Raw genomic sequence first — 13,417 nt, 5'->3', positions numbered from 1 at the left:
TCTTGTACAATTAGAAAGCGTAGGGAAGCAGGCGCTTCAAACGACGTGTGTCGGCTGGTTTCAGCTCAAACATTTTGTCCATTGAACGAATAGCCTGAGGGGATTTGTTACGGCGCAAGTGGTTAAGCGCGATTTTACGACGCAAAACTTTACCGCCAGCGGTCACTTTGACGCGCTTGGCCATGGCTTTGTTTGTTTTTAACTTCTGCTTTGGCATAGCTCTTTCTTTCCTTTAGCGGCGGGGTAAAATCTAATTTCCTGTTTTCTACCATGAGCTTTCCTGTTGATGTACAGTGTGGAGTACATATTTTCACCAGGAGAAAGTGAGTAGATGGAGATTGAACCCTTCAATCTTATCAGCAATTCTATCAAAGGCGAAGAGAGGCCTTTTTCAAGAAAGTCCCCGCATGCGGGATGCATTATAGCATACCCATCCTCTGGAGGCAAGAGGATATTTATTTGTTTTTTGCCTGCGGCGCTTGCTGGTGGACGGGCGCGCAGCGCCCGTCCATTTTTATTAAGGAGTGCCGAAAAATGTGCCGAGGCACATTTTTCGGCACTCCTTAATGATTTTTTGAGGGTCGGGTACATTTTTCGGCGCACCTTCCAGCAGATCCCTCCTTCGAGGTGGGCTTTACGCCACCTTTGCTGCCCTACGCCCCCGCTTGCCTGCTAGCGGTGAGTGCGCAGGGGGCGGGAGCGCCAGTTGGGGCGGGAGAACCAGGGCGGGCGTTGGAGTTTTTGGGGCCGGCTGTCTTCGTCTATGAGTTGGCCGCCGTCTCGCCAGTCGCCGTGAGTCATTTGCCAGGTGGCGTAGAAGAAGAGGGCCCAACCCCATATGAGGCATGGAACGCCGATTGTGACCAGGGCCTGCCCTTCCCAGACATGCGACCATTGCCAGAAGTAGTAGCTGATGAGAGCCCCTATTAGTAGTAGGAACATGATAAGGATTTCTCTACGGCTGGTGGTGATGCTGATAACAGTTAGCGGCAACATGAGATACCAGGGCCAGTAGATGGGCTGTAAGAAGATCCATAATAGTAATAATCCACCACTCCATTGTAATAATGCTTCAAATGTATCAGTAAACCATATAGCAATAAACACATAGAGACACATAATGAGTAGGGCTGCTTCCGACCAGTTTTGTGCCAGGAACCAACTACGCATGTTTGCTGGCAGATGGACGGGCATGCCAAGCACAGCCGCGTCAAGCGAGTTGATAGCATTTCTCTGCCAGAAGACGTCTCTAATGCCAACCAGGATACCTGTGACACCCCAATCTTGCCAGTATGGAACATAGGCCAGAAAGAGCACCAGCGCTGTAATACCAAGTATGCCCAATACAGAGAGAAACAATAAGGCACAACCAGACAACCATGCGCGTCGGATAGCATACAGAAATAGGAGAGGCAAAAGTATCAGACCGGAAAGGCTGATCAGGGAGGCCAGCAGGGCGAATACCCAGCCGAGCAGGATAGTGCGACGCTGAAAACTCAGGAGCGAAAGCAGCATAAAGGTGATCATCAGCATCTCTGGATGCACGAAGGCAATGCCCAGCAAAAGCACCAACGGATTCCAGGCATAGAACAGAGTAGCAGAAATGCGCTGTAGCGGCTTCTGTTCAGACGTTAAAGACCAGAGTAGACCTACATTTAATAGATGCGCCACCAGGGCCAGTACACGCCAGCCAAGGATGATACGCGCAGGATCGGCATGTCCCAGTAGAGCGATGAGAATGCTGATATCCATCCAGACCGGACCAGTAGTAGAGGGCACCTCAGATAGATTTTTGGGTAGTTGTTCAATAAGCAATTGTAGTAAGTCATGCGATAACACAGTAGTATGAGCTATATATGGATTGAGATGATAGGTTTCAACCATTTTTCCATAGAGGCCCGATTGCAACATGGTGCGCGTCAGTTCATGCAAATGTATCGGGGCAATCACCATGGTAATGCCCAGCATGACACTCAGAAAAAACACTGTTCCAAAGATGGGCCGCAGATAAAAAGAAGCATTTTGCAGAATTATTCTGCCAGCGCGATTGCCCACAGCGACCGCCAGCCAGAGTCCAAACAGTAATAAACCTAGCAGTATCAGCAGTGGAAAAAGGTAGCCATAGAAAAACGCTGGCCAGGAAAAAGTAGACACATAAGAGAACCAGTCCAGGCGTTGATAGAGCGTCGCCAACATGGGGAGAAATCCCTCCCAGGCCCGACGCAGCGGATCAGCCTGTGCACCCCGACCAGCTAGCCAGGGATAGAGCACCAGATAACCGATTTCCAGGCCCACTCCTAACACGATGAGCATGAATAAGGTTGAGCGCCTCACCCTCAACTGCTTCCGTAAAGCCCCACCGCGCACAGGATAGATAGCATAGGTATCAATAGCAGACATAAACGCTGCTCCTTTGAATAAAAAGGATCGGCTGCGCTCCTTTTATTAATTACGGAACGAGCCATCGAGACATTTGGGGATAGCGGCACCGCCGCTCCGTTGCCGGAGGCAATGCTTCTGCGCGGAGTATATACTAGCATTAGTATGAGCTATTATGCACAACCTGTCAATAAAGGAGAGTATGGCTGGAGAAACATAACAGACCTTCCGCTTTTCCAATTTTCCGGAGTATAGAAAGAATAGGAAGATAGAGAAGTAAACATTGTGTGTTACCGCAACTCTATTGTCAGGCATGGAGATCAGTGCTATAATGCGTGGTATTGATGGCTTCCACAGGTTACCGAGTCTGTTACATATCCATATAATGAACATGCTCATTCAGCCTGCCGTCGAAACGGAAGACATCACTACTGCCCACTTTATCGAGGGGCGATTTTGTAACGAGGCCGCATAATATAGATACCCTATACATCAGCGGCATCTGAGTTTAGCATCAACAAAGTGTTGGTGCTCCACCTGCTCTGGCAGAATTCTATCTGACCAGCAGCATACCCACAGGAAGGAGGTGGCTTCGTGAGTCGAGATTACGAACTTGGCGTAATTTTCAATCCTGAAGCCAGCGAAGAGGAGACACGTTCCGTACTGGATCGTATCGAGCAGATCGTCGCTAATCATGGCGGTCAAATTGTAAAGGTTAATCAGTGGGGGCGTCGCCGTCTGGCATACCCTATTGAGCGCCACCGCGATGGATTCTATGTTTTCATTGACATGGTTCTGACTCCTGAGACCGTGAGCGATATCGAACGTACTCTGAAAGTTTCGGAGATTGTTCTCCGCGAGATGGTTCGCAAACGCGATCCAAAGGCTGTTCAGAAAGAGCGCGAAGAGCGCGAGGCCCGTGCCGCTGCCGCTGCAGCTGCTCCCGAGGCAACCGAAGAGGTTCCAGCCGAAGGAACAACTGAAGAGGCTCCAGCAGCAACTTCAGCCGAGGCAACCGAAGAGGCTCCAGCAGCAACTTCAGCCGAGGCAACCGAAGAGGCTCCAGTAGCAACTTCAGCCGAAGGAACAACTGAAGAGGCTCCAGCAGAGGAAAGCGCCGTTGCCGAACCCAGTGCCGAGAACAGCGAAGAGCATATCGAAGCCTAGTTACGCCGGCCAGCGAACTAAGCACAAAGAAGAGACGTTTGGGTGCATTCATCTGTCTTCATAATGTCAAATTGGGGTGGTATCACACGTCGAAAGGATTTTGAGTCATGAACAAGATTATACTCATTGGGAATCTGGGACGCGATCCTGAAATGAGCTACACACAAAACGGTACCGCCGTGACGAAGTTCACGCTGGCCGTGACACGCCGCTATGGCAAATCTGCCAGCGGTGAGCGCGAAACCGATTGGTTTAATATCGTTGCCTGGAATCAATTGGCGGAGACGTGTAACAACTACCTGAAAAAGGGCCAGAAAGTATATGTTGAGGGTCGCCTTGAGCAGCGCAAGTACACTGATAAAGAAGGTACGCCCCGCACTGCCATCGATGTGATCATCAACGAAATGGAAATGCTTACACCAAAGAGTCAGCAGCCCAGTAGTTCGGGTCCTGATTATGGTGGCCCCGATGACCTTGGAGAATTGGATGATCACCCCTTCTAAATGAAGGAGAAAGACTGATGCAGAGACCATCAGGTCCACGTCGTGAGCGACGCGAGCGTGGCGAGCGCTCATCTCGCCGCAAAATTTGTCAATTTTGCCACGACCACGTACGAGAAATCGACTACAAAGATGCAAGCCGCTTCATGAAGCGATACATTTCCGATCGCGGAAAGATCGAGCCCCGCCGTAAGACGGGCACTTGCGCCAAGCATCAGCGTGGTTTGAGCACTGCAATCAAGCAGGCCCGCTTTATGGCCCTGCTCCCCTACACTGCAGAACATATGCGTGGGATGTAATAACCATTGTTACTTCCCGGCTTGTAGCTGATAAATGAAGTAACTGGAAAAGAAAGCCACAAACTTCTCTTCCAGTTACTTCAGGGGTCCGACCTGCTCGACATGGTGGATAATTCCCTGATGGCACAAGTCTGGGATTTCCACGTTGGAGGTTTTGATGAAAAATCAAACGGCGCGTCGGCCTGATAATAAGCGACCAACGCGTTCTGCCCAAACCAAACAATATACAAAACAAACGGCGCACGTCGAGGCTCGTCGTGACGGCCAACCTCTTATTTTTGGCTGGGGAGGCCACCTCACAAAAGCAGAAAAGACCCAGTTGCAACGGCTGGCTGTCTGGTCATTTATTGGCCTCATCGTCGCAATTGTCATTGTCGTATTTGTTGGCTATTGGATCAATCTGAATGTCGTTATTCCCAATCAGCCTGTTGCCTCAGTCAATGGTCAATCTATTCCCCAATCTGATTATCATAAGCTCGTCGCCCTGCAAGGACAATTGAGCGAGAATCAGATCAAAGGAAAAAATGGTTTACGCGCCCAGACCGATGATGCTCACACAAAATCTCTTAATGAGCAGAAAACGATAGATGCGGCCACCAAGTCTGTGGATGATTTGACCAAACAGCTCAAAGCATTGCCAGCCAATTCTAGCCAGCGCCCCGACCTCCAGAAGCAGTTGGATGCAGCCCAAGCCAAGCAGGCCGATGCCACGAAGATCAAGCAGGGCTATGATAACCAGTACAGTAGCCTCTCGCAGCAAGAAACCGTGCAAGAGCAGCTCTTCACCCAATCCCAGATTGGCACAACCAGCGCGCAGTGGTTACAGGAAGATATTGTGATTCGTAACTGGCTCAGCCAGCAAGGTCCTGATCTCCAGAATAAGATCAACCCGAGCAGCAGTGCTGTGACCAAAGCGCTCGATGATCTGAAGGCTAACTTGCCCGCAGGCAAATCCTATAGCAAGTTTCTGAGCGACTCCAATGTTAGCGATAGCGATATCCAATCGATGATGACGCTCAAGCTACGCCGCGATAATATGCAAAACTATCTGGCCTCGTTAATCACTTCACCCGAACGCCAGGTTAGTGCGCGCGCAATTACAGTGGCAACAGAGAAAGATGCCAATTCCATCCTCAGCCAGCTAAAAGCCGGTGCTGATTTCCATACACTGGCCTCGCAGAAATCACTGGACAACAACACCAAGTCCAAAGGTGGCGAGCTCGGCTGGCTGGCGCCTGGCCAATATATGCTGGATGATGGCTCCAATATTGCCGCGACAGTCGATGATTGGCTGATGGACCCCGGGCGTAAAGACAATGAGTTCAGCCCCGTATTGAAAGAAAATGGAACATTCCACGTCCTCCAATACGAAACCTCAGATCCTTCACGAGCGGTTGACGCTGCCAAGCTAAAAGCGCTGAAGGATAACGCGTTAAAATATTGGATCGAGACCCAGAAAGTCAAAGGAACGCAGTTTTCAGAACCAGATAGCAACAAGCTGTTCGATGCCTCGAACATGCCATCCTGGATCCCGGCCTCACCTCCCGGACAGAACACTCCTGGCGGCGCTCCTGGTGGTGCTCCTGGTGGTACCCAGGGCTAAAAAGTCGTAGCCATGTTATTGTAGTAAGACAAAACCTTCCCATTTGCTGGCGATCGCCAGCAAATGGGAAGGCACAGGGCTCCGTCCCTGCATTTCCGATTGTAGAACGCATAGTTCCGCAATCGGAACAATTTATAAACCTCTGTATTCTCTTTACTTCTTTAGGCCGCTAGCGGCGGCGCACAATAAGGGATTAAACAGCATCCATGACGCTTATGGAAACCAATACACAATCGAAACTTCAATTACCACCATCACTGTTACAAGCAACTGAACCGATTCAAGATTTGCTGGAGACAGCCTCTCTCTATCTCCATATACCGTTTTGTCATACGCGTTGCCATTATTGCGACTTCAATACGTTTGCTGGTATACTCCCTCTGCGTGAACCGTATGTGCGCGCTCTGCTACAAGAAATCGAGATGGCTGGCACCATGGCCCGGCATGAGGACGGTCGTAAGCGCCGCTCGCGCACCATCTTTCTGGGTGGCGGCACCCCCAGTCTGCTCAATGTCAATCAGATTACACGCCTGCTCCAGGCCTGCTTCCAATCCTTTGCCGTCGATGTCGATGCAGAAATTACGATGGAGGCCAATCCTGGCACCCTCAATCAAGAGCAGTTGAGCGGTATACGCAAGGCTGGCATCAACCGTTTGAGCATGGGTGCCCAGAGCTTTGATGCTCAATTGCTCAAGACGCTGGGACGTATCCACACACCAAAAGAAATCGTCCAGGCGGTCCAGTATGCACGGGCAGCCGGTTTCACATCCATCAACGTAGATTTTATGTTTGGTCTGCCCGGTCAAACTATGCAGCACTGGCAAGAAACACTGGAGCGCGCCCTAGAATTGCGTCCGGAACATCTGTCGCTGTATTCATTGATCGTTGAAGAGGGAACACCTTTTCAGGATTGGGTAAATGACGGCAGTATTACTCCCGGCGATGAGGACCTATGCGCCGATATGTATGAGTATGCGGACGAGCTGTTGCGCCAGGCCGGTTATGTGAACTATGAAATTTCTAACTGGTCGCTGCCTGGATATCATAGTCGCCACAACCTGACTTACTGGCAGAATCTTCCATACATTGGCATGGGGACCGGAGCCGCCTCTAGTTTTGCCGGACGCCGCTTCTCCAATGAGCGTGAGCCAGCTGAATATATCAAAATTATCAAAACACATCGTCTACCAACCGTTGAAAGCGAAGAGGTTGGACCGGCACAGGCCATGTCTGAAACGGCATTTCTGGGCTTGCGCACCGCAATGGGATTGCATCTGCCCACCTTTGAGGAGCGCTTCGGCATACCATTCTCACGCTTTGTTGGTGATCGATTACAGCTTGTAGAAGAGGCTGGCCTATTAGAACATGAGGATGGTTGGCTGCGCTTGAGCGCGCGTGGACGCCTCCTCGGCAATGAGGTCTTTTTACGCCTGTTGCCAGAGTAAGCAAGAGGAATAGATACTTGGAATTATCATCTCACCTATCGAGCGCATGGGAGGTCTATCCCCAGCTAGACGCCACACTTTTTCGTGCCGCAGAGGCCGCTAGCATCACAGCAATTCAGGCGCAGTTACTGTATAATCGTGGACTCAAAACCGTAGAAGAGATGGATAACTTCATCCACGCCTCGTATCAAGAGACCCGTGATCCCTTCACATTGATCGACATGCCTCGTGCCGTCGCCCGCATCCGGCAGGCTCTCGACCAGCAAGAACATATTACGGTCTATGGCGATTACGATGCAGATGGAGTCACCTCATCCGCGCTACTCTACCGCGCCCTGCGCCTGCTGAAGCAGCCCAACGCCATCCTTGACTATCATATTCCCCATCGGCTGAAAGATGGCTGTGGATTGAACGTAACTGCCCTGGATACGCTTAAAGCGCGTGGCACACAGCTAATCATCACCACCGATTGCGCCAGTTCAGATGTCGAACAGGTAGAATATGCCAGGCAAGCAGGCATCGATGTCATTATTACGGATCATCACCATCCACCAGCGGAACGACCACAGGCCTATGCAATGGTCAATCCATGGCGTCCAGACTGCCAATACGGCGAGCGTTATCTTTGTGGGGTAGGAATAGCCTTCAAGCTCACACAGGCCCTCTATCGGTCTTATAATCGCCCTGTGGAGGATGAACTGGCACTCCTGGACCTGGTCGCCATAGGGACCATCGCAGATATTGCCCCTTTGCTGGGTGAGAACCATATCTATGTGCGCCTGGGACTACAACACCTGAACGAGACCAATAAGCCAGGGCTCAAAGCGTTGATCCGCAATGCCAATCTACAACCTGGAAAAATACGTGAGCGCGACATTGCCTTTGGGATTGCTCCGTGCATTAATGCCGCCGGACGTATGAAAGAGGCCAGCATCGCCTTTGAACTGCTGGTTACAGATGATCCAGAAGAGGCCGATAAGATCGCCGAGGAGTTGCGGCAGTTAAACATCCAGCGCCAGCAAGAGACAGAAACGCTGATGCGCAATGTGCGGGAACAAGCCGCCAGCAATCCAGATCATGCGGTTGTCATGGTAGACGGCGATGACTGGCACGAAGGTATTATCGGCCTGGTCGCTGGCAAACTGGCCGAAGAACTCAGTAAGCCGGTCCTGGTGCTGAGCAATGATCCTGCTACCGGTTTGAGCCGTGGCTCGGCCCGCAGCCAGAAAGGCTTTAATATCATCGAAGCGCTGCGCAACTTCGCCTCCTATCTGGAACGCTACGGAGGACACGCCCAGGCTGCCGGATTCACCATTCTCAGTAAACGCATTGAACAACTGCGTGAACATCTGTTTCGCTGGCAGGAAAACGGCGGACCGGCCAATCCGGCCTTAATCGAAGGCACCGATCTGCCAGATCCCACCGGAATCGTGACCGAACAAGAAAGTAGCGAAACGGCTCCTACTTTTATGCCCCGCATGGTAGATCTGACGATTACGAAAGCCAGATTTCTGAACTACGACGCCTATAAAGCGCTACGCCAGCTAGGACCATTTGGAGCGGGCAATCCTGAGCCTGTCTTCAAAATGGAGAAGGTCAACCTGCTAGATGTACGCACCAGCGGCCCTAATCGCCAGAACTTGTCGTTCCGTTTCGGCTTCGCCAGGCAAGAGAACAATCAGGCTGGATCACAGCATCCTACCAGGTATGAGCAGGTATTGCGCGGCACCTATACACGGGGAGCTGCCGAAATCCAACGCTTCAAAAACATTCAAGCCGTCAATATTATCTTTCGCCTTAACTCATCGGAAGACGACGACAAGCCCGAAACCTGGCTGAAAATCCTGGATGCAGAACCACTATACGACGAACGCTGAGTAATCCCCGACATAAATAAATCGGAGGACCTGTTAGATGGTCCTCCGATTTGTTTCATATGACATGTTCTAAATGGACATACAAGAAAACATTAATGTGAATATTTCATGTTGCAGAACACTACACAAATTTTCAAGTAGAGAAAAATGCACTACTACTACACTATGCTACGGGTAAATGCCACGCAACTCAGTTGCCTCTGCAACACGACTGACCGCCAACAAGTAGGCACCCATGCGCAGATTCGTCTCCTGGTTGGTTGACTTCTCAAGCACAGCATCAAAAGAACGTGTCATGATCGATTCAAGGCGCTGATTAATTTCATTTTCAGACCAGAAGAAATGTTGTAGATCCTGCACCCATTCAAAGTAACTGACGGTAACGCCGCCGGCATTGGCCAGAATATCTGGCACGATCAGCACACCATTATCGTTCAAGATGTGGTCGGCCTCATTGGTGGTTGGGCCATTGGCAGCCTCAACAATCAGGCGTGCCTGCACATGGTCGGCATTGTCTTTGGTCAATTGATTTTCAAGAGCAGCAGGGATCAGAATATCGCAGGGAAGTTCTAGCAACTCGCGGTTAGTGACTGGTTCAGTACCAGGCATACCACGTAAACTGCCATGCTCGCGCGAGAAACGCATTGCCGTTGGGACATCGATACCTTGAGGATTGTAAACACCACCGCTGATATCACTCAAACCAACTATCTTACAGCCCATTTCGTGTAAGAGACGCGCGGTAATTCCGCCGACATTGCCGAAACCCTGGATGACGACAGAAGAACGTTCGGGGGACATACCCAGGTGGCGCATAGCCGCCCTTGTGACTACCTGCACGCCACGAGCCGTAGCGTCCAACCGCCCTTCACTTCCACCAATAGCCAGAGGTTTACCAGTAATAGCAGCGGGTACAGAATAGCCTTGATGCATCGAATAGGTATCCATCATCCAGGCCATAACTTGAGGGTTGGTATTCATATCGGGAGCCGGGATATCGCTATTGGGTCCCATCAAAATCGAAATCTCGGTAGCATAACGGCGACTCATACGCTCAAGCTCACCGCGAGACATTTGATGTGGATCACAGATGACGCCACCCTTAGCTCCACCAAAAGGAATATCCACCACAGCACATTTCCAGGTCATCCACATTGCCAGGGCACGCACTTCATCGAGTGAAACTTCGGGGCTAAACCGAATACCGCCCTTGGCCGGACCACGATTGATGTTATGTTGGACACGATAACCCGTAAACATTTGCACGTCCCCGTTATCCAAACGAACAGGAAAATTAACAATGAGTTCACGTTTGGGGGCGCGCAAAACATTACGCATTGATTGGGATAAACCGAGCCGCTCTGCTGCCTCATCAAACTGAGCCACGGCAACGGTATACGGACTAATAACATCGACAACCATGATAAAAGGAACCTCCTCGGACCTGACCTCTTGCGGTCAAGCTGCTACGCTGCACGAAAAGCCTCTTTGCTTCCCACTTTCCACATGTTTATTTCCAGACAATTACATGTGTTAACAAACAATCATAAAACGTCGCACCTTCGCGGCCCTCCTGGCCGCCACAGCGTATACATTGCTGCATATGATATTCTAGAAGACCAATGTGCCTCCCAAACGGCTACGTTTATCCGATTGAATGCTAATATAGTATCAATGGGAAAACCCGCCCATTGTGGGCGGGCTCGCTATATGATCTATATAACATTCAGTATATCACCAATCCTCAAATATGATCAAGTCATGAGACATATGTGTCATGTCTTTCTTTTGAAAGATACATGCAAAATTTATTTCTACTGGGAGAACAGGAAAACCCAACAGACTGAATAGGGGGTCCGTAGACAAACTCCATAGCAGTGCATATAATGAAAAGAAAAGAACACCTTCCGTGCTACCGCAAGGAGGGGGTGTGTATTATTTCATTAGCGAACAGTATCGTCAACGTTCAATGGCGAACAGAGGTGAAATTTTTCCTATGCGTATCCGTGTAATTGGCGCCCCCATCGATCTGGGCGCAGATAGACGTGGGGTCGACATCGGTCCCCGCGCGATCCGTTATGCTGGTCTGATCGACCAGCTCCACCGCCTTGGCCACAGCGTCAATGACGTTGGTAATATTAACATTCCATTACCCGAGAATCAGCCAACCGGCAATCCTCGTCTAAAATATCTGGAGCCCATTACCAATCTGGCAGTAGAACTATCTGACATGGTGAGCGACGCTCTACAGTCAGAGGAATTCCCTTTAATCCTGGGTGGTGACCACAGTATGTCCCTGGGATCGATCAGTGGAGTTGCCCGCGTCCATAAAGACGTCGGCGTCATCTGGGTCGATGCTCATGCCGACTTCAATGTGGAAGGAACCACACCATCAGGCAATATTCACGGTATGATTCTGGCCGCGCTGGCTGGTATCGGCAACGAACACCTGGTCAATGTTGGCGGCTGGGCCCCCAAAATTGATAAAAACAAGATTGTCATCGTAGGAGCCCGCGACCTGGATACCGGAGAGCAAGAACTCCTGCGTAAGCACAACATCCACGTCTTCACCATGTCAGACCTTGACCGCCGTGGCATTTCCTATGTCATGCAGCAGGCCATCGAAATCGCGGGAGCAAACAATGGTCCGATCCATTTAAGCCTGGACATGGATTCGCTTGATCCACGTGAAGCCCCGGGCGTCGGTACACCTGTGCGTGGCGGACTCAGCTACCGCGAAGCCCACTTCGCCATGGAAATGATCGCTGAAACCCAGCGCATGGTCTCTATGGATGTGGTAGAGGTGAATTCCATTCTGGACCGTGAGAATACCACGGCCCAGCTGGCAGTAGAGCTAACGCTCTCGGCTCTGGGCAAAAAAATCCTATAAATTTTTCTTGATTCATGTTCTTCAAACACCAGTAATGTTTCCAGAGTCTGTTCTGGTACGTTGTAGACATATATCCCTGAGGTTATGTATACCTTTTATAGCTAATAGAGGTATATATAACCTCAATACACTATCACACTATGGAAAAAGGAGGAGGCGATAAGTAGCAGCAGTGCGGCTTATCCACAAAAATTATGGATGCAAAAATACTCTATATGAATGGTGAGTACATTCCGACCGAGCGTGGTTTTATTTCTGTACGCAGTCACGCTTTTGCCTATGGCACAGGAGTGTTTGAAGGTATTCGGGGCTATTGGAATGAAGAGCAGCAACAGGTTCACCTGTTTCGTCTGCGCGAACATTATGAGCGCCTGCACCGTTCCTGTAAAATTATGCGTATCAATCTGCCTTATACAGTTGAACAACTCATTGAGCACAGTGTAGACCTGGTCAGGCGGAACGAGCAGCGTCAGGATGTCTATCAACGCCCTGTAGCCTACAAGAGCGACGAGATTATCGGCGTACGCCTGCACGGCCTTAACGATGACTACATTCTTACATCTGAGCCAATGGGTAATTATGTCGAAATCGGTGGCCTGCGCTGTGGCGTCTCTTCCTGGCGTCGTATCGACGACAACGCAATCCCGGCCCGCGCCAAGATCTGTGGTAGCTATGTCAACGCCGCCTTCGCCAAAACGGAAGCCATCCAGAACGGCTTCGACGAAGCCATCATGCTCAACCATGAAGGCCACGTCTCCGAAGGAAGCGCAGAAAACATCTTCCTATTCCAGAACGGTGAATTGATCACCCCGGCTCCTTCAGAGAATATTCTGCTGGGCATCACCCGTGACACCATCATCCAGCTGGCCCAAAAAGAGCTCGGCATCAACGTACGTGAGCGCCAGATCGACCGTACAGAGCTCTATACCGCAGACGAGATCTTCCTCTGTGGCACAGGAGCTCAGATCGCGCCAGTCATTGAAGTAGACCACAATCCCGTTGGCAACGGAGCCATCGGTCCTTTGGGGCAGAAGCTCCAGGACCTCTACTTCGACATCGTCCGTGGTCGCAACAGCAAATATCTCGACTGGTGCACCCCCGTCTACACTGGAATCACGGCTTCTCAAAAGTAAATTGTGGTAAAGCCCACGCAAAAGCGGGAGTGCAGAGGGCGGTGAGCCCTCTGCCGGGGGTTTGGGGCTGTGCCCCAACTTCCCTCTCCTCCCTCTCCGCCGCCGCAGGCGGCAACACAAAAAG

General features: G+C 50.7%; 12 protein-coding genes. 8 read left to right on the top strand and 4 right to left on the bottom strand.

Annotation, left to right across the window (positions count from 1 at the left end; genetic code table 11):
- Positions 1–10 precede the first annotated feature (10 nt).
- The 3 genes from rpmI to JMI88_RS23375 all read right to left on the bottom strand — a co-directional run bounded on the left by rpmI (position 11) and on the right by JMI88_RS23375 (position 2,400).
- Positions 11–217, bottom strand: a complete 207-nt coding sequence (gene rpmI, locus JMI88_RS23385) for a 50S ribosomal protein L35 (protein ID WP_201364383.1) — start codon at positions 215–217, stop codon at positions 11–13.
- Positions 199–591, bottom strand: coding sequence for a hypothetical protein (locus JMI88_RS23380; protein WP_201364382.1), 393 nt, complete (start codon positions 589–591; stop codon positions 199–201). The genes rpmI and JMI88_RS23380 overlap by 19 nt, the downstream gene beginning before the upstream one ends.
- A gap of 81 nt (positions 592–672) precedes the next feature.
- Entirely contained in the window at positions 673–2,400 is a 1,728-nt protein-coding gene (locus JMI88_RS23375; protein WP_201364381.1) for an MptA/MptB family glycosyltransferase, read from the bottom strand.
- Between the two features lie 573 nt (positions 2,401–2,973).
- Here JMI88_RS23375 and rpsF point away from each other — a divergent pair.
- The 6 genes from rpsF to recJ all read left to right on the top strand — a co-directional run bounded on the left by rpsF (position 2,974) and on the right by recJ (position 9,270).
- The gene (gene rpsF / locus JMI88_RS23370) at positions 2,974–3,546 is read left to right on the top strand and encodes a 30S ribosomal protein S6 (protein ID WP_201364380.1); all 573 of its coding nucleotides are present in this window, start codon (positions 2,974–2,976) and stop codon (positions 3,544–3,546) included.
- A gap of 107 nt (positions 3,547–3,653) precedes the next feature.
- A complete protein-coding gene (locus tag JMI88_RS23365) occupies positions 3,654–4,049 on the top strand; it encodes a single-stranded DNA-binding protein (protein WP_201364379.1) in 396 nt (131 codons plus the stop codon).
- Between the two features lie 17 nt (positions 4,050–4,066).
- The gene (gene rpsR / locus JMI88_RS23360; protein WP_126549923.1) at positions 4,067–4,345 is read left to right on the top strand and encodes a 30S ribosomal protein S18; all 279 of its coding nucleotides are present in this window, start codon (positions 4,067–4,069) and stop codon (positions 4,343–4,345) included.
- A 157-nt stretch (positions 4,346–4,502) separates the two neighbouring features.
- The gene (locus tag JMI88_RS23355) at positions 4,503–5,948 is read left to right on the top strand and encodes a peptidylprolyl isomerase (protein WP_201364378.1); all 1,446 of its coding nucleotides are present in this window, start codon (positions 4,503–4,505) and stop codon (positions 5,946–5,948) included.
- Positions 5,949–6,154: 206 nt separating this feature from the next.
- On the top strand, positions 6,155–7,393 hold the full coding sequence (hemW, locus tag JMI88_RS23350) for a radical SAM family heme chaperone HemW (protein WP_201364377.1): 1,239 nt from the start codon (positions 6,155–6,157) through the stop codon (positions 7,391–7,393).
- 17 nt (positions 7,394–7,410) lie between these two features.
- Positions 7,411–9,270, top strand: a complete 1,860-nt coding sequence (gene recJ / locus JMI88_RS23345; RefSeq protein ID WP_201364376.1) for a single-stranded-DNA-specific exonuclease RecJ — start codon at positions 7,411–7,413, stop codon at positions 9,268–9,270.
- 168 nt (positions 9,271–9,438) lie between these two features.
- Here recJ and JMI88_RS23340 read toward each other — a convergent pair whose 3' ends face one another.
- Positions 9,439–10,692 (bottom strand): Glu/Leu/Phe/Val family dehydrogenase, encoded by a 1,254-nt coding sequence (locus JMI88_RS23340; protein WP_201364375.1) that lies wholly within the window; start codon positions 10,690–10,692, stop codon positions 9,439–9,441.
- Between the two features lie 574 nt (positions 10,693–11,266).
- Here JMI88_RS23340 and rocF point away from each other — a divergent pair.
- Complete coding sequence (gene rocF / locus JMI88_RS23335) at positions 11,267–12,160, top strand: arginase (RefSeq protein WP_201364548.1); 894 nt, start codon at positions 11,267–11,269, stop codon at positions 12,158–12,160.
- 194 nt (positions 12,161–12,354) lie between these two features.
- Positions 12,355–13,293, top strand: coding sequence for a branched-chain amino acid transaminase (locus JMI88_RS23330; protein ID WP_201364374.1), 939 nt, complete (start codon positions 12,355–12,357; stop codon positions 13,291–13,293).
- The last annotated feature ends 124 nt before the right edge of the window (positions 13,294–13,417 follow it).

It is taken from the genome of Dictyobacter formicarum (assembly GCF_016587435.1).
Note: the sequence above shows the minus strand (reverse complement) of the source record. Positions and strands in the feature narration are given on the sequence as shown.